The organism is Streptomyces sp. P5F9, assembly GCF_057961495.1.
Map to the genome: position 1 here is coordinate 1 of NZ_JBXVPZ010000161.1, position 19,696 is coordinate 19,696.

The window sequence follows — 19,696 nt, forward strand, 5'->3', positions numbered from 1 at the left end:
GGGCGTGAAGGCCGCGAGTTCCCGTGGATGCGTATGGCGTGGGTCACATCGGGTGGGGCCGGGGGTCGTGGCATCCTGGCGCGATGGCACATCCCAGTGATCGCGTACCCCTGGCCGAACGGGTCGAGGAACTCCTCGCCGCCGGCGGCCCGTTGCCCATCGTCTCGGCCGGTGACCCGGTGCTCAGGCGCGGAATCGAGCCGTTCGACGGGCAGTTGGAGCCCGCTCTGCTGGCCCGGTTCGTCGAGGCGTTGCGCGTGACCATGCACGCGGCGCCGGGCGTGGGCGTCGCGGCCCCGCAGGTCGGGGTGGGGCTGCGGATCGCGGTGATCGAGGATCCGGCGCCGGTGCCGGACGAGGTGCGGGTGGCGCGCGGGCGGGTGCCGCAGCCGTTCCGGGTGCTGGTCAATCCGTCGTACGAGCCCGTCGGTGACGGCCGGGCCGCGTTCTTCGAGGGGTGTCTGAGCGTGCCGGGCTGGCAGGCCGTGGTCGCGCGGCACGCCTCGGTGCGGCTGACCGGGCAGGACGAGCACGGGCGGGCGGTGGACGAGGTCTTCACCGGGTGGCCCGCGCGGATCGTCCAGCACGAGACGGACCACCTCGACGGCCTGCTCTACCTGGACCGGGCCGAGTTGCGCTCGCTCTCCTCGAACGAGGCGATGGCGGAACGCTGGGCGCAGCCGACACCGGATGCGGCGTCGGCTGCGCTCGGCTTCGAGCTGTCGTAGCGAAACGGCTTTCAACTGCCGTAGGACGTCAGGGGTGTTCAGCCCCGGTAGGCCTCCAGCAGGCGTAGCCACACCTCGCTGATCGTGGGGTACGAGGGGACCGCGTGCCACAGGCGGCTGATCGGGACCTGGCCGGCTACCGCGATGGTCGCCGAGTGGATCAGTTCGCCTACGCCGGGGCCCACGAAGGTGACGCCGCGCAGGGTCTCGTCGTCGAGGTCGACGATCATGCGGGCGCGGCCCCGGTAGCCGTCGGCGTAGAGGCCGGCGCCGGCGACCGAGGAGAACTCGACGTCGACCGCGCGGACGCGGTGGCCGGCTTGTTCGGCCTCGGCGAGGGAGAGGCCGACGGCCGCCGCCTCCGGGTCGGTGAAGACGACCTGGGGTACGGCGTCGTGGTCGGCGGTGGCCGCGTGGGCGCCCCACGGGTCGGTCTCCAGCAACGGGACACCCTCGGCGCGGGCGGCGATCGCGGCACCCGCGATGCGTGCCTGGTACTTCCCCTGGTGGGTGAGGAGGGCCCGGTGGTTGACGTCGCCGACCGCGTACAGCCACTCACTGCCCGGGACGCGCAGGGTGTCGTCCACCGACAGCCAGGAGCCCGGTGCCAGGCCGATCGTGTCGAGGCCGATGTCGTCGGTCTGCGGGGCGCGTCCGGTGGCGAAGAGGATCTCGTCGGCCTCGATGCGGTCGCCGCCTTCGAGGAGGGCCGCGACGGTGCCGTTCTCGCGGGTCACCGCCGCGACGGACGTACCGGTGCGCAGGTCGACGCCGGCCTCGGTGAGCGCGTCGGCGACCAGTTCGCCGGCGAAGGGCTCCATGCGGGGCAGCAGGCCCTTGCCGCGGACGAGAAGGGTGACGCGGGAGCCGAGGGCCTGCCAGGCGGTCGCCATCTCGACGGCGACGACCCCGCCGCCGACCACGATCAGCCGGCCGGGCGCGGCCTTGGCGCTGGTGGCCTCGCGGCTGGTCCACGGCTTGATCTCGTCGAGTCCGGGCATGTCCGGCAGAAGGGCGCGGGTGCCGGTGCAGACCGCCACGGCATGCCGGGCCGTGAGGACGTGCCGGACGCCGTCGGGGCCCGCCACCGTCACCTTGCGGGGGCCGTCGAGGCGGCCGTGGCCTCGGTAGAGGTCGGCGGCGATGCCGTCGAGCCATTGGACCTGGCCGTCGTCCTTCCAGCCCGAGGCCTCGTAGTCGCGGTGGGCGAGCACCGCGGCGGTGTCGAGGGGGCCTTGGACGAGGTGGCCGAGGCCGGGCACGCGGCGGGCGTCGGCGCGGGCGATGACCGGGCGCAGCAGGGCCTTGCTGGGCATGCACGCCCAGTACGAGCACTCGCCGCCGACCAGTTCGTTCTCCACGATCGCGGTGGAGAGACCGGCCGCACGGGTGCGGTCGGCGACGTTCTCCCCCACGGGCCCGGCCCCGAGCACCACGACGTCGTACGCGATGGATTCCGTTTCCGTCATGGGGTCAGTCTGCTGGGTGGTGTGCGCTGTGGCCACACGGGTAGGGGCGCGGAATACGGGACCGGACGACCGTGTTGTCCGGGACGGCTTCGCCCCACATCGAGGAAGAGGGAATCACGACATGAGCAGCACCGTGGAGCTCACCAAGGAGAACTTCGACCAGACGGTCACGGACAACGACTTCGTCCTGATCGACTTCTGGGCGTCCTGGTGCGGGCCGTGCCGTCAGTTCGCCCCGGTCTACGAGAAGGCGGCCGACGAGAACCCGGACCTCGTCTTCGGCAAGATCGACACCGAGGCCCAGCCCGAGCTGGCCCAGGCCTTCGGCATCCAGTCGATCCCCACGCTGATGATCGTCCGCGACCGCGTCGCCGTGTTCGCCCAGCCCGGCGCCCTGCCGGAGGCCGCCCTGACCGACGTCATCGGCCAGGCCCGCAAGCTCGACATGGACGAGGTCCGCAAGTCGGTCGCCGAGCAGCAGGAGCAGGCCGAGCAGAACGGCCAGTAAGCACCGCCGTTCTGAAAATACCTAGAACGGATACGACGCCACGTCCCCGCGTACCGTCGTCCAGCGCACGTCGGTGAAGGCCTCCAGATTGGCCTCGCCGCCGAAGCGGGCGCCGGTACCGGACGCGGCGACCCCGCCGAAGGGGGCCACGGCCTCGTCGTTCACGGTCTGGTCGTTGATGTGGACGATCCCGGTGGGGATGCGTTCCGCCAGGTCCAGGCCGCGGGCGCTGTCGCGCGTGACGATGCCGAGCGACAGGCCGTACGGTCCGGTCGCGGCCAGCGCCGCCGCCTCGTCGGCGGTGGCGAAGGACCGTACCGGCGCGACCGGGCCGAAGACCTCCTCCGCGTAGGCGGGGGTGGCGTCGTTCACGTCGGCGAGGACGGTCGGCCGGTAGAAGAGGTCCTCGTGGGTGCCACCGGCCGCCAGCCTGGCGCCAGTTGACGCGCTGGCCTCAACAAGGCCATGGATCTTGGCCAGTTGGGCTGCGTCGATGATCGGGCCGAGGTGCACCTGCGCGCGGTGCGGGTCGCCGACCGCGAGCAAGTCGGCCTTGGCGGCGAGGCGTTCGACGTACTCCTCGTAGAGCGACTCGTGGACGAGATGACGGCCGGTCGTCATGCAGATCTGGCCCTGGTGGAAGAACGAACCCCAGGCCGCCGTCGAGATCACCGCGTCCAGGTCGGCGTCCGCCAGCACGATCAGGGCCGAGTTCCCGCCCAACTCCAGGTGTGCGCGCTTGAGATGACGCCCCGCCGCCTCACCGACCGCGCGACCGGCGGCAGTTGAGCCGGTGAAGGAGATCACGGGCACCTGCGGGTCGGCGACCAGTTCCGCCCCCACCTCCGCACCGCCGGGCAACACCTGCAGCAACTCCTCGGGCAGGCCCGCCTCCGCGAAGACCGCCGCGAGCGACAGTCCCCCGCACACCGCCGTGCGCGGGTCCGGCTTGAGGACGACCCCGTTGCCGAGTGCGAGCGCCGGGGCGACCGAGCGGATGGAAAGGATCAGCGGGGCGTTGAACGGCGCGATCACGCCGACGACCCCGACCGGGATGCGCCGGGTGTACGACAGCCGGGGCGCCTCCGTGGGCAGGACCTGCCCGGCGGGGCGGGAGGCGAGGGCGGCGGCCTCGTAGCACTCCTGGGCGGCGACGTGCAGTTCGAAGTCCGCCTTGCCGGGGATCGAGCCCGACTCCCGCACGATCCACTCGCGCAACTCCTCGGCATGCGCGGCGAACAGGTCACCGGCCTTGCGCAGCACACCGGCGCGGACGAAGTGCGGGACGCGCGCCCACTCGGCCTGCACGGCACGGGCCGCCTGGACGGCCGACCGTATGTCCCCGGCGGCGGCGAGCGTGACGGTGCCGAGCGTGTCGCCGGTGGCGGGCTCGGTGACCGGGTACTCGGGGCCCGAGAGGGGGCTGGGCTGCCAGGTCTTGGGGTCGAGCAGAGTCATGGCGGTTCTCCGATCCGTCACCGGCGGGACCCGCACCGGCAGCGCAAGTCCCTTGCGTTCACGGCCGGTTGGGCGGCCGCGCGACGGGATGCGGTGATCCGGCACAGACGTGCGAGCCGCGTCCGGTGTCCGCACGCATCCCTGTCTGGTTGAGCGTGCAACATCCTAGTCGCGTACGGCCGGATCGATCCCGGGCGCGGTCGCCGGGCCGGGGTGGACGCGGTCACCGGGCCGAGGTTTACGCGGGCTCCAGACCCGGGCAGGGCGGCATGCGGTCGTCAGGCCCGAGGCCGGCGCGGTCGCCGACTCCCCTACGCTCGGCTTCGCCCGAGCGGGAGGCCCCCCATCGCATCGACTCCCTCCCCGCCTCGCAGCCGCACGCACCACGCCCCGCTCACCAACGCCGATCAGGCACCGCCGCTTCCCTCCGGCCCACTCCGCCGGACAGTCCCTGGTCGCGCACGGCCGGATCACCCCGGGTGCGCTCACCGGACGCGGGGTGGGCCCCGTCAGCTGGAGTCGCGGTGCACCACCGACGCGCCGAGCAGTTCGTGTGTGCCCGGTACCCCGCCTGGTTCGCGTACCGCGGTGTCGACCAGTTCGGCGAGTTCGTGACCGGACGGCAGCTGGATGTGGACGGTACTCAGGCGCGGGCGCAGCAGGCGGCCGATCATGAGGTCGTCGGCGCCGATCACAGCCGTGTCCTCGGGGATGCGGATGCCCTCGTCCTGGAGGGCGCGCATCAGCAGCATCGCGTACTCGTCGTTGTACGCGAACACCGCGTCGAGGCCGAGGGCGCGCCAGCGGGCGGCGGTCCGGGCGGCGCTCTCCTCGCTGTAGGCGAGCGGGAGTTCGGTCACCGTGGCGTCCGTGCCGAGCAGGGCGCGGCGCACTCCGTCGAGGCGGGGCCGGGAGAAGACCCCCATGCCGGGCTCCTCGGGCACGACCACGCCGATCCGGCGCCGGCCGCGGCCGTACAGATGCGCACCGGCGCAGTGGCCGACACCTTCGTGGTCCAGGAGCAGGGCGTGAGCGCCCTCGACCTTCTCGGGGCCGAGCGTGAGGACGGCTCGCGCACCGGAACGCTTGAGGACCTCGACACCCTGCGGGCCGAGCCCCGCACCGGGCACCAGGACGGCGACCGGGCGCAGTTCGGCCCAGGCGCGGGCGGCATCGTCGCCGCGCAGACCGACGGACCCGTGCTGCACGACCGTGTAGTCGAGGCGGCTGAGCGCCCACTGGAGTTCGTTGATGAACTGGCTGTAGAGGAGGCCCACCGGCATGGTCGGCGCCGGCATCAGCACCATGCGGCTGTGCCCGGCGCGCAGACTGCGGGCCGCCGCGTGCGGGACGTACCCGAGTTCCTTGGCGGCCTCGTGGACGCGGCGGCGGGTGGGTTCGCTGATCCGTACGGCGCTGGTGTTGTTGAGGACGTAGGAGACGGTCGCGCGTGAGACGCCGGCCAGGCGGGCCACATCGGCGCTCGTGGGCACGGAGCGCGGTGCGGGCGACGGGGCTGCGGACGTTTTCGGTATCTGCACCATGACGTACGGCATCTTGGCAGAAGCCGGGGCCGGGGAGCGCGGCGGGGGAACGGTCGTCACGATGACAACATGGTCCGGTATTTTACGAGCATGTTCGTAACGAACTTGTTCGGAGCGAACATGTTCGTTACGGTGGAGGCATGACAGCTCGCCCCGACACCCCGCGCAGCCGCCGTGACCGACCGGCGAAACCCGCCCTGAGCAGGGAGGGCATCGTCGCCGCCGCGGTGACGGTCCTCCGCGCGGAGGGTCTGAAGAAGGTCACCATGCGGCGCCTGGCCCAGGAGCTCGACACCGGTCCGGCCTCGCTGTACGTGTACGTCCGCAACACCGCGGAGCTGCACGCGGCGGTGCTGGACGAGCTGCTCGGCACGATCGGGCCGGCGCCCGCCGAGGGTTCCTGGCGCGAGCGGATCGAGCAGGTGCTCACCGCGTACACCGGCATGCTCTTCGAGCACCCGAGTCTCGCCCGTTCGGCGCTGACGGCCTGGCCCAGCGGCCCGCACTACCTGAACCTGATCGAGACCCTGCTGGCCCTGCTCGACGAGGGCGGCGTCCCACCGGCGCAGGCCGCGTGGGGCGTGGACCTGCTGCTCCAGCAGGCCACCGCCACGGCGGCCGAGCACTCGGGCGACGACACGACCCGGGACGACTGGGACGCCCTGGCCCACGCCCTGCGCGCCGCGTCCGACCGGACCCACCCGCACATCGCGGCACGCTCCGGCGACCTGCTCGCAGGGGCGCCTTCGGCCCGCCTGTCCTGGCGGTTCCAGGCACTGATCAACGGGATCGAGCGGACCGCCCTTCCCAACTGACCCTGTTTACCGCCCACTTCAAGCTTCAAGGAGGCCATCATGACCACCCCCCATCTCCCCCTCGCGATCGTCGGCGGCGGACTCGGCGGGCTCACGCTCGCCCGGGTCCTGCACGTCAACGGCGTCGAGGCCGCCGTCTTCGACCTGGACGCCTCCCCCGCCGCGCGTACCCAGGGCGGCATGCTCGACATCCACGAGGACTCGGGCCAGCCGGCGCTGCGTGCGGCGGGCCTGTACGAGGAGTTCCGCGCGCTGGTCCACCCGGGCGGCGAGGCCACGCGCGTCCTCGACAAGGCCGCCACGGTCCTCCTGGACAACCCCGACGACGGCACTGGCGGGCGCCCCGAGGTGGACCGCGGTCAGCTGCGCGATCTGCTGCTCGGCTCGCTGCCCGAGGGCACCGTCCGCTGGGGCGCGAAGGTCACCGGCGCCCGCCCGCTCGACGACGGCCGGCACGAGGTGACGCTCGCGGACGGCACCTCGTTCACCACCGGTCTCCTGATCGGCGCGGACGGCGCCTGGTCCAGGGTGCGGCCCCTGCTCTCGGACGCGAAGCCCGCGTACGTCGGCATCTCGTTCGTCGAGGTGGACCTGCCGGACGCCGACGTACGGCATCCCGTGAGCGCCGAGGTCGTCGGCGGCGGCATGATGATGGCGCTCGGCGCGGGCAAGGGCTTCCTGGCCCACCGCGAGACCGACGGCAGCCTGCACATCTACGTGGCGCTCGCCGTCCCCGAGGACGCGTTCGACGGCGTCGACTTCACGGACACCGAGGCGGGGAAGGCCTACACCCTGGAGCACTTCGCGGACTGGGACAAGAGCCTGCGGGCGCTGCTCGCCGACGCGGACGGGCCGCTGACCCCGCGCCAGATCCACGCCCTGCCGATCGGGCACCGCTGGGAGCGGGTCCCCGGGGTCACACTGCTGGGCGACGCGGCCCATCTGATGTCGCCGTTCGCGGGCGTGGGCGCCAACCTGGCCATGCTCGACGGGGCCGAACTGGGCGAGGCCCTGGCCGCGCACCCGGGCGACACCGAGGCCGCGCTGGCCGCGTACGAGGAGAAGCTGTTCCCGCGCAGCGAGGAGTCGGCGGCGGAGTCCGCGGCGAGCGCGGTCCTGATGTTCGGCGAGGACGCACCGCAGGGCATACTCGACTTCTTCGCGAGCCACGGCGGCTGAAGCCGGGCACAGCAAGGGAGTTCAGCAGGGCGGCTCGGTGCGGGTCACGCGCGCGACGAGGTCGACCCAGCCGGCCTCCAGCCGCTCCATGGGCATCCCGCACTGCCTGGTCAGATGGTGGATCAGGGCCGGGTCGAGATACGCCATGAGCGTCTGGGAGAGCAGCTCGCAGTCGGCGTCCGGGAGGATCTGCCGCAGCAGCACCGTGACGTGGGTGTGCAGCGCCCGGAGCGCGGAGTGGGCGAACCGGCGGGTGGGCTCCGGCTGAGCGGCCAGTTGCAGGTCCAGCTGCTCGGCATGGCGGTACAGCACCGCGGCGCCGAACGCCCGCAGCCGCTCGACCGGCGGGGCTCCGGGACCCAGCGGGGGCGGGCCGCCGAGGAAGTCGGCCTGGAGCGTCTGCGCGGAGTGGTCGAGCAGCGCCATCAGCAGGCCGGTGCGGTCGCCGAAGCGGCGGAAGACGGTCCCCTTGCCGACCTGGGCCGCGGCAGCCACGGCCTCCATGGTGACGCCGGCCACCCCGTGCTCGGCGATCAGCCGGGCGGCGGCCTCCAGCAGCTTGGCGCGGTTGCGGGCCGCGTCGGCACGCAGGCAGGGCTCGTCGGCGTAGGAGCGGACCTCCAGCAACTGGGGTTCGCCTATCGACTCCTCGGGCTTCGGAAAGGGCGGCAGGGCGCTGGACATGAAGACAGCGTAAAGCACTGGGAACAAAACTGGACCGCGGTCCGCTTAGCCTGGTACAACTCTTAAACGGACCTCGGTCCGGATCGTAACGGCAGTGTTTCAGCCCCTCCTTGGAGTCCCCCATGTCTGTTCGTATCCTCGCGCTTGTCGGCAGCCTGCGTGCCGGCTCGCACAACCGCCAGCTCGCCGAGGCCGCCGTGAAGTTCGCGCCCGAGGGCTCCGACATCGAGATCTTCGAGGGTCTCGCCGACATCCCGTTCTACAACGAGGACATCGACGTCGAGGGCGACGTCCCGGCCGCCGCCGCCAAGCTGCGTGCCGCCGCCGGTGCCGCGGACGGGTTCCTCTTCTTCTCCCCCGAGTACAACGGCACCATCCCGGCCGTCCTGAAGAACGCCATCGACTGGCTGTCCCGTCCCTACGGCGCCAGCGGCTTCGGCGGCAAGCCGGTCGTCGTGGTCGGCACCGCTTATGGCCAGTTCGGCGGCGTGTGGGCGCAGGACGAGGCCCGCAAGGCCGTGGGCATCGCCGGCGGCAAGGTGATCGAGGAGCTCAAGCTCTCGATCCCCGGTTCCGTGACCCGCTTCGCCGAGACCCACCCGTCCGAGGACGCCGAGGTCGTGGCCCAGCTGACCGAGGTCCTCTCCCAGCTGAAGGGCCACGCGGGCGAGGCCGTCGCCGCCTGATCCAGGCACCCCGCCGCACAGTCGAAGGGGCCGGAGTCCACCCGGACTCCGGCCCCTTCGTGTCCCAACTGCCGCTCCCGTCAGTCCAGTTCGGCCAGGCGCGGCACCGCCGGCGCCACGAACCGCTCGATCCACTCGACCGGTTCGCCCGTGCGCGGGCCCAGAATGACCGTGTCGACGCCGAGCTTCGAGAAGCCGTCGATCTCCCCGAGGAACGCGTCGACATCGCCCGCGGTGACCGACTCGCCGCCGTAGACGATTGTCTTGCGGATACGGTCGTAGTCGCGCCCCAGGTTGTCGCAGTGACCGCGCAGCACGTCGAGCTTGTGGCGCAGCTCGTCCGGCGTGGACACGATCAGGTTGCAGGCGTCGGCGTACTGGGCGACCAGCCGGAGGGTCTTCTTCTCCCCGCCGCCGCCGATCATGATCTCGGGGTGCGGGCCGCTGATCGGCGCGGGCACGCACAGGGTCTCGGCGAGCTGGTAGTGCTTGCCCTCGAAGGGGCCGTTCGTCTCCGGGTCCCACATCTGCAGACAGATCCGCAGGGTCTCCTCCAGCCGCTCGAACCGCTCCGCGACCGGCGGGTAGTGCACGCCGAGACCGTGGTGCTCACGGTCGTACCAGGCCGCCCCGATGCCGAGCGTGGCCCGGCCGCCGGACAGCACGTCGAGCGTGGTGGCGATCTTCGCCAGCAGCCCCGGATTGCGGTACGTCACTCCGGTCACCAGCGCGCCGAGCTGGACCGTGGAGGTGTTGCCGGCCAGGAAGCCGAGCGTGGTGTAGGCCTCCAGCATGGCGTCCTCGGCGCCGCCGTTGAACTCCATCTGGAAGTAGTGGTCCATCACCGAGAGCCAGCTGACGCCCGCCGCCTCGGCCGCGGCGCCCGCCGCGGCCAGCTCGGGCCCGACCGCCGTCGGCCCTCCGGGATGGTTGAACCGGTTGATGTGTACGCCGACCCGCATGCCCGACTCCCTCTCGCAGTCCACTTCGCAGTCCACCCGGACCTTCACCGTCCCTCGTGACGGTAGGTCTTCGAGCGCTCTCGAAGTCAAGCGCTCCGCGTCCTCGTGGCGCGCAGGCTGGTGAACGTCGTCACCGCGAGCACGAGCACGATGAAGCCGAGGGAGAAGGGGATGGAGATCTGCGGGACGTGCACGCCGGACTCGTGCAGGGCGTGCAGCACCAGTTTGACGCCGATGAAGCCGAGGATGATCGACAGGCCGTAGCTGAGGTGGACGAGTTTCTTCAGCAGGCCGCCGATGAGGAAGTACAGCTGGCGCAGCCCCATCAGGGCGAAGGCGTTGGCGGTGAAGACGATGTACGGGTCCTGGGTGAGGCCGTAGATCGCGGGGATGGAGTCGAGGGCGAAGAGCACGTCGGTGGAGCCGATGGCGAGCATCACGACCAGCATCGGGGTCATGATGCGCTTGCCGTTCTCCGTGATGAACAGCTTGGTGCCGTGGTAGCGGTCGGCCACACCGAAGCGGCGTTCGGCGATCTTGAGGAGCTTGTTCTCCTCGTACTCCTCGTTCTCGTGGCCCTTGCGGGCGTCCTGGACGAGCTTCCAGGCGGTCCAGATCAGGAACGCGCCGAAGAGGTAGAAGACCCAGGAGAACGTGGAGATGATCGCGGCACCGGCCGCGATGAAGCCGGCGCGCAGCACCAGGGCGACGAGGACGCCGACCATGAGCACCCGTTGCTGGTACTGGGACGGCACCGCGAACTTGCCCATGATCAGCACGAAGACGAAGAGGTTGTCGACGCTCAGCGACTTCTCGGTGATGTACCCGGCGAAGAACTCCCCGGTGGGCCCGCTCCCGCCGTAGACGAGCAGCCCGAGCCCGAACAGGCAGGCCAGCACGACCCAGACCACGGTCCAGACGCCGGCTTCCCTGACGGACACGTCGTGGGGTTTGCGGCCGATGAGGAAGTCGACTCCGACGAGCGCGCACAGGGCGGCGATCGTCAGCAGCCAGACGGTCAGGGAGATGTTCACGGGTGGTGCTCCTGGTACATGAATCGGCAGATGCGGTGATACAGGGCGTCGTCCACAGGGGTTTCGACATCGTTGTCGGCGCGAAGGGTTCCTTCCACGTCCCGCAGGTGAACAACAGATCACGTCCTGACAAGGCACCCGCCGTCCGGCGGAGAGGTTCCGCCGGACGGCGGAGCACGGAACGGGGGTACAGGCGCGGAGTATGGCCGTACGAGCCGCCGCGTCCAGCGTCAGGAGAAGCACATGACGTCCACCCCGCCCCCGCCCCCGTTCGACCCCGAACTCGCCGCGGCGCTGGAGTTGATCAAGGAGTTCATCTCGCCCGGGATGACGATGGAGGACATCGACGAGATCCGGCAGGGTCCCGCGATCATGCAGTCGATGGAGATGGACCTCACGCTCGGCGGAGCCTTCGCCATCGAGGACAGGGAGGTGGCCGGCCCGGTCGGCGAGCCCGACATCACGCTGCTGATCGGCCGTCCGACCGCGCCGGCGACGGCGGGCGCACTGCCCGTCATCTATCACGTGCACGGTGGCGGGATGGTGCTCGGCGACCGGCGGGTCGGGGTGACCGGGGCGCTGGAGTACGCGCGGGAGCTGGACGCGGTGGTGGTGTCGGTGGAGTACCGGCTGGCGCCCGAACACCCTCACCCCGCGCCGATCGAGGACGTGTACGCCGGTCTGCTGTGGACGGCGGAGCACGCGAAGGAGATCGGCGGCGATCCGGAACGGATCGTCATCATGGGCGCGAGCGCCGGCGGCGGGCTGTCCGCCGCGCTGGCCCTCCTCACCCGCGACCGCGGCGGCCCGCGACCCATCGGCCAGCTCCTGCTGTGCCCGATGCTGGACGACCGCAACGACACCCCGTCCGCCCAGCAGATGGCAGGCGTCGGCATCTGGGACCGCACCGCCAACGAAACCGGCTGGACCGCCCTCCTCGGCGACCGCCGCGGCACCCCCGACGTCTCGCCGTACGCGGCCCCGGCCCGAGCGGAGGACCTCACGGGCCTCCCCCCGGCCTTCCTGGACGTCGGCTCCGCGGAAACCTTCCGCGACGAGGTGGTCGCCTATGCGTCCCGCCTCTGGCAGTCGGGCGGCATCGCCGAACTCCACGTCTGGCCGGGCGGCTTCCACGGCTTCGACGGCTTCGCGCCACAGGCGGCGGTGTCGCAGGCGGCTCGGGCGGCGCATGTGAGTTGGCTGCGGAGGTTGTTGGGGGCGGGTTGAGGAGGGCGAGGGTACGGCTGCGGTGACAGGGGCTTGCCGCGGCGGCTTCCGGTTGGCCGGGCCGGGGGGCTTCCACGGCTTCGCCGACTTCGCGCTGCGGGCGCCGATTTCGCAGGCGGAGCGGGCCACGCATGTGTCCCGGCTACGGAGCCTGCTCGCGCTGGGTCGAGGGGCGCGGGAGTACGGCCGCGACGACAGGAGCGTGCCTCGCCGGTCCCGGGTTGGCCGGGCGGCTTCCTCGCCTTCGCGCTGCGGGCAACATTTCGCAGGCGGAACGGGCCACGCAGGTGAGTCAGCTACGGAAGCTGCTCGCGCTGGGTCGAGGGGCGCGGGAGTACGGCCGCGGTGGCAGGAGGTGCCGCGGCGGCTCTGCCTTGCCCCCGGGGGCTTCCACAGGTTCGACGGGTTCGCTTCGCGGGCGGCGGTCTCGCGGGTGACTCGGGCCGCGGAGGCTGTTCGCAGCGGCTCAAGGGGGGTGGGAGCGCGGCCGCGGTGGCGTCGGTGTGTTGCGTCGCCGCTGCTCGACCGGGCGACCTTCCGCCGGAGGCACGGCGCACCAGATGCAGAGGCCGCCGGCGGCTTGAATCCACGACCGCGGCGACACCGGCGCGCTGTGCGCGAGCGGTACACCAGGGAAGCTCGTCGGTCGCCGCCTTCTTGGGGCGGACCGTGCGGGATACCCACGGCCCGTCCCTCCTCTCCGCCGGTGGCATGCCGCACCATGGGCATATGAAAGAGCTGGCCGGGCGCCTGACCGCGCTGGATCCGGACGCCGGTGCCGCCGTGCGGGTCATCGGGTACTTCGATCGGCTTGCCGAGTCGCGGGCCGGGCTTGAGGCGCTGGTGCGCGGGGCGGCGGTGCTGGCCGGGTGTGCCGCGCGGCTGGTCGACGCCGAGCGGCGGGTCCGGGTGCGGGTCGAGGCGGACGGTACGCGCAGGGACAGTGCGTCGCCGCCGGATCCCGCCTGGCCGTCCGCCGCGCTGACGCCGGGCGGGGCTTCCGCGCTCTGGCTGGAGCGTACGGCGGAGGTCGCGCCCAGTGTCGTCGACGCGGTGATCCTGGAGCGGGCGGCCGGTGCCGTACGGCTGGTGCTCGATCGCACCCGGGGCCGGGTTCCCGCCGACGACCCGGAGCTGATCGAGACCCTGCTCGACGCGACGGCTCCCGAGGCGGCCCGGCTGCACGCGGCCCGGCGTCTCGGCCTCGACCCGGCCGACCCCGCGACCCGGGCCCGGGTTCTCGCCCCGCTCGACGGACGGCCCCGGGTCGTCGCCGCGCCCCGCGAGACGACGGGTACGTCCGGCCCGCGACCCGTGTCGGACGGTGATCCGCAGGCGGCCACAGACAGCTCCGGCGCTCAACCACCGCACACCGACGCCGAGTTGCCCGCCGGCCGCCTGGGCATCGGCCCCGCCGTCCCCGTACTGGACCTGCCCCGATCCTGGGCCGCCGCCCGCACCGCCCTCCGCTTCACCGCCGACGGCACCGCGCAGGACCCCGGCCACCGCGTCGTGCACGCCGACGAGCTCGGCGGCATCGCCCTCCTCGCCGAACTGGTCGCACCGGGTGCCGAACCACCGCCCGACGTCCACGACGTGGAAGCCGCGGCGGCCAACGCGCCCTGGTTGCTGGCCACTTTGAACGCCGTCGCCACCACAACCAGCCTCCGCGCGGCGGCCACCGAGATCAACGTCCACCACTCCACGCTCCAGGACCGGTTGACCCACGCGGAGTCCCTCCTGGGCTGGCCGGTACGCACTCCGCAGGGGCGACTACGGCTCCAACTGGCGCTGACGATGCGCCACTTGGCGCGGCCGTAGCGGTCAGGTACGGGGGTCGGAAGTGACCGCGTTCCCCCATCTCGCGCATCTTGGCGATGATCCCGCGCTCGATCCGGTATGGGCAGTTCGGCGTCGGCCGCCTCAGCTGCTCCCCGCCCTCCGGCTCCGGCAGTTCGTCTCCGGCGATGTCGATGACCTGTCCCGTACCTGTGGGCCGTATCCCCCCGCACTGACAACAAACGGACAGGCAAAGGGACTTGGCCATCTCCGCGCCACACGGAATTCCTGATTCGGTGCGGCTGGAGGGGAGTCATAGCAAGCGCTTGTCGCTACATTTTGACATGACCGCCGCAACACCCTCCCCCTCTGTCACTCCGCAGGAGGCACTTCCCCATGCGCAGACTTCTCGCCTGTCTGGCGGCCGCAGCCGCGGCCCTGGGCGGGATCACGGTGGCCGCCGCGACACCGGCCGCCGCCGCAACGTCGGGCAGCTTCAGCGTGCTCAGCTACAACGTCGCCGGGCTCCCGGAGTCGTTGTCCAGCGCTTCGACGCCGCGGGACACGAGCACCACCGCGATTGGCACGCGCATCGCCCCGTACGACATCGTGAACGTGCAGGAGGACTTCAACTACCACGCCTACCTGTACTCCACCGACACCCACCCGTACCGCACCGCGACCAGCGGCGGCGCCGGTATCGGCAGCGGGCTCAACACCGTCTCCAACTACGCCTGGGACGGCGACGACTTCGAGCGCGTCCACTGGAACTCCTGCCAGATCGACTCGGGCGACTGCCTGACGCCCAAGGGCTTCACGTTCATGCGCGAGCGCCTCTCCGAGGGCGTGTACGTCGACTTCTACAACCTGCACACCAACGCGGGTACGAACGACGGCGACGAGGCCTCCCGCGCGGACAACCTCAGCCAGTTGACCTCGTTCATCAGCACCCACTCGGCGGGCAACGCCGTCGTGGTGATGGGTGACACCAACACCCGTTACACCCGCTCCGCCGACACCATCGCCGAGTTCGGCGCGGCCAACGGGCTCACCGACGCCTGGGTCAAGGTGATCCGCGGCGGCGTCGCGCCGGTCAAGGGCAGCGACGCGCTGGTGTGCGACCAGACCGGGGCCACCGTCCCCAACACCTGCGAGGTCGTGGACAAGGTCCTCTACCGCAGCAGCAAGCTGGTCACGCTGAACGCGACGTCGTACAACAACGAGCACGCCAAGTTCCTCACCTCGGACGGGCTGATGCTCTCCGACCACGACCCGATCACGGTCGGCTTCACCTGGTCGCAGAACGCGGACTACCAGCTCAGCGACCAGTTCGGCGGACCCCACGGCGACTACTACCAGGACATCAACAGCGTCCCGGCGGCCGCCCGCGCAACCACCATCTCGCTGCGCTCCGGCTCCCGCGTCGACCAGGTCGGCATCACCCTGGCCAACGGCACCACTCTCACCCACGGCGGCACGGGCGGCACCGCGTCCTCGCTGACGCTGGGCAGCGGCGAGTACGTGACCTCGGCGTACCTGTGCGAGAGCAAGTACAGCGACACCACGCGGATCTTCTACGCCAAGTTCACCACCAACCTGGGCAACACCCTGGCCGGTGGCACCACCACCTCGGACTGCGTGACCCGCACCGCTCCGTCCGGCTGGCAGATCGCCGGCTTCCACGGACGCTCCGGCGACGAGCTGGACAAGGTCGGCTTCATCTACACGAAGCGCTGACCCTAGGCACCGACCCGCCGTAGCCACGCAGTGCCAAGCACCGTACGGCAGTTGTGAGCCGGATCATCCGCCGCCGCGGGTGGTCCGGCTCGGTGCGTTCCGGCCGCTACGCGAACGCCGGCGGCACCAGTCGCCCACGTGAGATGAGCGACGTGGCCTGCTTGAGGCGGTGGACGTGGATGCTCACGCCGTAGCCGTCGATGCCCGCGACGGAGGCGACCTTGGTGGTCAGGTACCGGTACAGGTGTTCCGTATCGCGGCAGATGACGACGACCATGACATTGGAGTCGCCGCTGATGGCGGCGGCGAAGGCGACCTCGTCGTGATCCGCGAGTTCCTCTCCGACTCGTTCGAGGCGGGCCGGGGCGACGCGCAGCCACAGGGTGGCGTTGAGCGCGAACCCGAGGCGCGCGGAGAGCAGTTCGACGTCGTAGTCGAGCGCCCCCGAGTGCTCCAGGGCGTCCAGTCGGCGGGCCACGCGGGCCGTGGACCAGCCGGTGACGTCGGCCAGTTGGGTGTGCGTGGCGCGGCCGTCCTCCGCGAGGGCGTCGAGCAGCGGGGTGTCCTCGTCGGTGAGGCGCACGGGCGGTCCGGTGGGCATGTCGGGCCGGTCGCCCACGAGTTGACGGATCTGTTCGGGGGTGAGCCGACCGCCGTAGCCCGTCCAGTCGCTCGGTCCGGACGTGCCGAAGGGGTGGATGAGCAGGTCGATGCTCACGTCGAGTACCGATGCGGACTGGGGCAGTTGACGCAGCAGGACGTCGTCGCGCGTCACGTGCACCGGCGCGCTGATGACACAGATGATCTCCGAACCGCCGGACGCGAGGCCCGCGTAGGCGATGTCGGGCCGTCGGGCCAGCGCGTCGGCGAGCGGGCCGACCCGGTCGGGGCGGCAGCGGATCCGGGCGACCCACCTCGCGTCGCCGTGGACGGCGGGGTCGACCAGGCCGACCACCCGCATCACCCCGGAGCGGCGCAGGGCGTGGAAGCGGCGGGCGGCGGTCTGCTCCGAGACCCCGGCCACCTCGCCGATCAGCCGGAACGAGGCGCGTGGCGCGCACTGTAGCGCGCGGAGGATTTTCCCGTCGACTTCGTCAATCATGAGGGAAGTGTCGCACCCAAGAGGCCCGGGGTAGAGGTTTCTCGTCGCTTTCCGGTCGTGCGTTGGTGATTGTCCATACCGGAGCTGATCCTTGGTCGCGTGCCCGTTCGAGTTCGAGGGCACCGCATTCGATAAGGAGAGTTCCCCGTGAACGTCACGAGCCCGGCGAGCGGGCGGTCCGACCGGCGGGCGGCCACCCTCGTCATGGCCTGCCTCGGCGTCTTCGTCGCCTACTTGCCGGTGACCACGGTCGCCGTGAGCCTGCCCGCGATCCAGTCGGCGCTGAACGCGTCGACCGCCCAACTGTCCTGGGTCCAGGACGCGTTCGTCCTGCCCATGGCCGCGTTCATCCTCACCGCCGGCGTCTTCGGCGATGTGCACGGACGCAAGAAGGTGTTCCAGGCGGGCCTGTTGTTCGCCGCCGCCGGTGCGGCCGTGGCCCTGTGCGCGCAGTCGGTCCACGTCCTGTGGATCGGCCAGGCGTTGGCCGGTCTCGGCGCGGCGACCCTGCTGCCGACGACCCTGGCGCTGATCAGCCACGCCGTGCCCGACCACCGGGAGCGCGGCAAGTTCATCGGCCTGTGGGCGACCGCGCTGATGGCGGCGCTGGCCGTCGGCCCGCTGATCGCCGGAGTCATCCTCGACCACGCCGCCTGGCGCTGGATCTACCTGATCTCCGTCCCCGTCCCGCTGATCGCGCTGGGCGTCGCCGCCCGCCGGCTGCCCGACTCCCGGGCCCCGCACGGGCGCAAGCTGGACTGGCCCGGCCAGCTCACCGCGGCCCTCGCCATCACCGCGCTGGTCTACGGCGTGATCGAGGGCGGCGCCGGTTCCTTCACGGACGTCAAGGTCATGGTGGCGCTGTTCACCGCGGTGGTCGGCGGGGTCGCGTTCCTGCTCGCCGAGCGGCGCGGTGACAGCCCGATGCTCGACCTGACGCTGTTCCGCAGCCCGGCGTTCACCGCCACCACGCTGGTCGCGATGATCACCTTCCTGGCGCTGATCGGCTTCTTCTTCCTGCTCAGCCTGTACTTCGGTCTGGTGCAGCAACTCGACACGCTCCAGGCGGCGTTGAGGCTGCTCATGGTCACCGCGGCGGCGATCGTGGTCGGCCAGCCGGTCGGCCGGCTGATGCACCGGGTCACACCGCGTGTCCTGATCACCGGTGGCCTGCTGCTCATCTCCGGCGCGCTGTTCTCACTGACCGGCGTCGACGCCGGCACCTCGTTCGCGTCCATCGCCTGGCGGCTGGCACTGCTCGGCCTGGGCATCGGGACCGTCATGACACCGATGACCGCGACCGCTGTGGCCTCCGTGCCGTATCACCAGGCGGGGATGGCCGCGGCCGGCAACAACGCGTTCCGGCAGGTCGGCGGCGCGCTCGGCCCTGCCGTCCTGGGCGCCCTGCTCACCACCAAGGCCCTCGACACCCTGCCCGGCCACCTCACCGACGCCGGGGTGACGGGTACGGCGCAGCAGAACATCGTCTCGACCGCCGACGCGGGCGGCCTGGGCGCCGTCGCCCACATGAACCTCGGCCCGAACACCGGCCGGGCCATGGGCGCGCTGAGCGACTCCTTCCTGGACGGCATGCGGCTGTGCCTGGTGGTCGCCGGCTCGCTGACTCTCCTCGCGGCCCTGGTGTGCGTGCTGTTGCTGCGCCGCCCGCGACAGACTTCTTCGTCTACGGCGGCTCCGGTGGCCGGTGCGAGCACCGCCACAGCTGGAGTGCCAACGGCAGCCGTCGTAGCGGCAGTTGACCCGGCATCGAACCGCTGAGGCACGAACTACCCATGGGCGGGACCCCGTTGCGCGCATGCGGGGCCCCGCCCGCTGTCGCCTCAGATCGATACGGCGACAGCGGTGAACGTCGTGTCCGGCGTCTGCGGGCTGGTGAAGCGGGCGTTGACGAGATAGAGCCGGTTGCCGAAGCGGGCGGCGGTCGTCGGGACGTCGAAGCGAGGGTCGGTGATCGTACGGCGCAGGGTCGCGGTGCCGGCCTTGGCGTCGAGGTCGAACACGCTGATCCGGTTCAGCCGGTTCTGGACGACGTACAGCGTCCGGCCGATCCGGAACAGCCCGTCGCCGTTGGCCACATCGGTGGCACCGCTCAGGGTGATCTCGGTGGCGTGGCCGGTCTTGAGGGACACGTTGTAGAGCTTGCCGGGGCTGCTGCTGACCACGATGAGCCCGTGCCCGTCCGGGGTGCCGACGACGCCGTTCGCGTTGTTCACCCCGGGCGTCTGCACCCAGTCACCGGTGAGCGGCAGGGCGGTGACCGCGCCCGTGCGGCCGCGGGGCACGCCGTAGAGCACGGCGTCGAGCGAGTCGGTGAACCAGGCGCGGTCGCCGAGGAGCGTGATGTCGTTGATGAAGTGGCCGGTGGAAGCGGTGAGTTGGTGGGTCGTCAGGATGTCACCGGTGCGGGAGTCGACGACTCGCGCGACCCCGGTGCTGCCGGCGACGTACAACAAGCCGTCGTGATCCAGCTTCAGGCCGACCGACACCAGGCCGGTGGCCCCCTCGGACAGGACCTCGCCCTCGCCGGTGCGCAGGTCGGTGCGGTGGATGGCGCCGTTCGCACGAGAGCCCATGTAGGCGTACGGCCTGCTGCCGATCGCTATGCCCTCGGGGAGGAAGCCGTCGGGCAGCGAGAACTCCGTAGGCCAACTGGCCGGTGCGGTCGATGAGTTGGCGCTTGCCGTGCCGGTACCGGTCGACACGGCGAGGGCGGTCAGGGCGGCGCCGCCGAGGAGGGCGCGCCGGGTGGGGTGTGGCTGGGGG

The 19,696-nt window shown here is 71.5% G+C and carries 17 protein-coding genes; 9 read left to right on the forward strand and 8 right to left on the reverse strand.

Going from position 1 to position 19,696, the window contains the following annotated elements; all coding sequences use genetic code 11:
* The first annotated feature begins 83 nt into the window (after positions 1–83).
* Positions 84–728, forward strand: coding sequence for a peptide deformylase (locus AC31A1_RS24620; RefSeq protein ID WP_489655402.1), 645 nt, complete (start codon positions 84–86; stop codon positions 726–728).
* Positions 729–766: 38 nt separating this feature from the next.
* Here AC31A1_RS24620 and AC31A1_RS24625 read toward each other — a convergent pair whose 3' ends face one another.
* The gene (locus AC31A1_RS24625; RefSeq protein WP_489655403.1) at positions 767–2,197 is read right to left on the reverse strand and encodes a dihydrolipoyl dehydrogenase family protein; all 1,431 of its coding nucleotides are present in this window, start codon (positions 2,195–2,197) and stop codon (positions 767–769) included.
* A 121-nt stretch (positions 2,198–2,318) separates the two neighbouring features.
* On the opposite strand from AC31A1_RS24625, the gene trxA reads away from it, so the two are divergent.
* Positions 2,319–2,705, forward strand: a complete 387-nt coding sequence (gene trxA / locus AC31A1_RS24630) for a thioredoxin (protein WP_033278987.1) — start codon at positions 2,319–2,321, stop codon at positions 2,703–2,705.
* A 21-nt stretch (positions 2,706–2,726) separates the two neighbouring features.
* On the opposite strand, the gene AC31A1_RS24635 is transcribed toward trxA, so the two are convergent.
* Together AC31A1_RS24635 and AC31A1_RS24640 are read right to left on the reverse strand one after the other, a co-directional pair.
* On the reverse strand, positions 2,727–4,163 hold the full coding sequence (locus AC31A1_RS24635) for a benzaldehyde dehydrogenase (protein WP_489655404.1): 1,437 nt from the start codon (positions 4,161–4,163) through the stop codon (positions 2,727–2,729).
* Between the two features lie 509 nt (positions 4,164–4,672).
* The gene (locus AC31A1_RS24640) at positions 4,673–5,707 is read right to left on the reverse strand and encodes a LacI family DNA-binding transcriptional regulator (protein ID WP_489655416.1); all 1,035 of its coding nucleotides are present in this window, start codon (positions 5,705–5,707) and stop codon (positions 4,673–4,675) included.
* A 140-nt stretch (positions 5,708–5,847) separates the two neighbouring features.
* Here AC31A1_RS24640 and AC31A1_RS24645 point away from each other — a divergent pair, with 140 nt between their 5' ends.
* Positions 5,848–6,522 (forward strand): TetR/AcrR family transcriptional regulator, encoded by a 675-nt coding sequence (locus AC31A1_RS24645; RefSeq protein WP_489655405.1) that lies wholly within the window; start codon positions 5,848–5,850, stop codon positions 6,520–6,522.
* A gap of 39 nt (positions 6,523–6,561) precedes the next feature.
* The gene (locus AC31A1_RS24650) at positions 6,562–7,701 is read left to right on the forward strand and encodes an FAD-dependent oxidoreductase (protein WP_489655406.1); all 1,140 of its coding nucleotides are present in this window, start codon (positions 6,562–6,564) and stop codon (positions 7,699–7,701) included.
* Positions 7,702–7,722: 21 nt separating this feature from the next.
* Here the strand turns inward: AC31A1_RS24650 and AC31A1_RS24655 are convergent, their stop codons facing one another.
* A complete protein-coding gene (locus tag AC31A1_RS24655) occupies positions 7,723–8,403 on the reverse strand; it encodes a TetR/AcrR family transcriptional regulator (RefSeq protein ID WP_489655407.1) in 681 nt (226 codons plus the stop codon).
* A 104-nt stretch (positions 8,404–8,507) separates the two neighbouring features.
* Here AC31A1_RS24655 and AC31A1_RS24660 point away from each other — a divergent pair, with 104 nt between their 5' ends.
* On the forward strand, positions 8,508–9,071 hold the full coding sequence (locus AC31A1_RS24660) for an NADPH-dependent FMN reductase (RefSeq protein WP_393756211.1): 564 nt from the start codon (positions 8,508–8,510) through the stop codon (positions 9,069–9,071).
* Positions 9,072–9,151: 80 nt separating this feature from the next.
* On the opposite strand, the gene AC31A1_RS24665 is transcribed toward AC31A1_RS24660, so the two are convergent.
* Both AC31A1_RS24665 and AC31A1_RS24670 read right to left on the reverse strand, forming a co-directional pair.
* Positions 9,152–10,033 (reverse strand): LLM class F420-dependent oxidoreductase, encoded by an 882-nt coding sequence (locus AC31A1_RS24665; RefSeq protein WP_489655408.1) that lies wholly within the window; start codon positions 10,031–10,033, stop codon positions 9,152–9,154.
* Between the two features lie 86 nt (positions 10,034–10,119).
* Complete coding sequence (locus tag AC31A1_RS24670) at positions 10,120–11,067, reverse strand: TerC family protein (protein ID WP_489655409.1); 948 nt, start codon at positions 11,065–11,067, stop codon at positions 10,120–10,122.
* Between the two features lie 243 nt (positions 11,068–11,310).
* On the opposite strand from AC31A1_RS24670, the gene AC31A1_RS24675 reads away from it, so the two are divergent.
* The 3 genes from AC31A1_RS24675 (at position 11,311) to AC31A1_RS24685 (ending at position 15,810) form a co-directional block, all read left to right on the forward strand.
* Complete coding sequence (locus tag AC31A1_RS24675) at positions 11,311–12,294, forward strand: alpha/beta hydrolase (protein WP_489655410.1); 984 nt, start codon at positions 11,311–11,313, stop codon at positions 12,292–12,294.
* 729 nt (positions 12,295–13,023) lie between these two features.
* Positions 13,024–14,115: a helix-turn-helix domain-containing protein gene (locus AC31A1_RS24680; RefSeq protein ID WP_489655411.1), complete on the forward strand. Its 1,092-nt coding sequence runs from the start codon at positions 13,024–13,026 to the stop codon at positions 14,113–14,115.
* Between the two features lie 354 nt (positions 14,116–14,469).
* On the forward strand, positions 14,470–15,810 hold the full coding sequence (locus tag AC31A1_RS24685) for a jacalin-like lectin (protein ID WP_489655412.1): 1,341 nt from the start codon (positions 14,470–14,472) through the stop codon (positions 15,808–15,810).
* Positions 15,811–15,916: 106 nt separating this feature from the next.
* Here the strand turns inward: AC31A1_RS24685 and AC31A1_RS24690 are convergent, their stop codons facing one another.
* On the reverse strand, positions 15,917–16,912 hold the full coding sequence (locus AC31A1_RS24690; protein ID WP_489655413.1) for an Lrp/AsnC family transcriptional regulator: 996 nt from the start codon (positions 16,910–16,912) through the stop codon (positions 15,917–15,919).
* A 147-nt stretch (positions 16,913–17,059) separates the two neighbouring features.
* Here AC31A1_RS24690 and AC31A1_RS24695 point away from each other — a divergent pair, with 147 nt between their 5' ends.
* Positions 17,060–18,691 carry an MFS transporter gene (locus AC31A1_RS24695; protein WP_489655414.1) on the forward strand — a complete coding sequence of 544 codons (1,632 nt, stop codon included), beginning with the start codon at positions 17,060–17,062 and terminating at the stop codon, positions 18,689–18,691.
* A gap of 62 nt (positions 18,692–18,753) precedes the next feature.
* Here AC31A1_RS24695 and AC31A1_RS24700 read toward each other — a convergent pair.
* Positions 18,754–19,696: SMP-30/gluconolactonase/LRE family protein (locus AC31A1_RS24700; protein WP_489655415.1), on the reverse strand; the 943-nt coding region annotated here is incomplete at its 5' end.

Coding starts and splice junctions, on each gene's coding strand:
- AC31A1_RS24675 (WP_489655410.1), top strand. CDS start 11,311: ATGACGTCCACCCCGCCCCCGCCCCCGTTCGACCCCGAACTCGCCGCG.
- AC31A1_RS24645 (WP_489655405.1), top strand. CDS start 5,848: ATGACAGCTCGCCCCGACACCCCGCGCAGCCGCCGTGACCGACCGGCG.
- trxA (WP_033278987.1), top strand. CDS start 2,319: ATGAGCAGCACCGTGGAGCTCACCAAGGAGAACTTCGACCAGACGGTC.
- AC31A1_RS24625 (WP_489655403.1), bottom strand. CDS start 2,197: ATGACGGAAACGGAATCCATCGCGTACGACGTCGTGGTGCTCGGGGCC.
- AC31A1_RS24635 (WP_489655404.1), bottom strand. CDS start 4,163: ATGACTCTGCTCGACCCCAAGACCTGGCAGCCCAGCCCCCTCTCGGGC.
- AC31A1_RS24690 (WP_489655413.1), bottom strand. CDS start 16,912: ATGATTGACGAAGTCGACGGGAAAATCCTCCGCGCGCTACAGTGCGCG.
- AC31A1_RS24665 (WP_489655408.1), bottom strand. CDS start 10,033: ATGCGGGTCGGCGTACACATCAACCGGTTCAACCATCCCGGAGGGCCG.
- AC31A1_RS24620 (WP_489655402.1), top strand. CDS start 84: ATGGCACATCCCAGTGATCGCGTACCCCTGGCCGAACGGGTCGAGGAA.
- AC31A1_RS24685 (WP_489655412.1), top strand. CDS start 14,470: ATGCGCAGACTTCTCGCCTGTCTGGCGGCCGCAGCCGCGGCCCTGGGC.
- AC31A1_RS24660 (WP_393756211.1), top strand. CDS start 8,508: ATGTCTGTTCGTATCCTCGCGCTTGTCGGCAGCCTGCGTGCCGGCTCG.
- AC31A1_RS24640 (WP_489655416.1), bottom strand. CDS start 5,707: ATGGTGCAGATACCGAAAACGTCCGCAGCCCCGTCGCCCGCACCGCGC.
- AC31A1_RS24680 (WP_489655411.1), top strand. CDS start 13,024: ATGAAAGAGCTGGCCGGGCGCCTGACCGCGCTGGATCCGGACGCCGGT.
- AC31A1_RS24650 (WP_489655406.1), top strand. CDS start 6,562: ATGACCACCCCCCATCTCCCCCTCGCGATCGTCGGCGGCGGACTCGGC.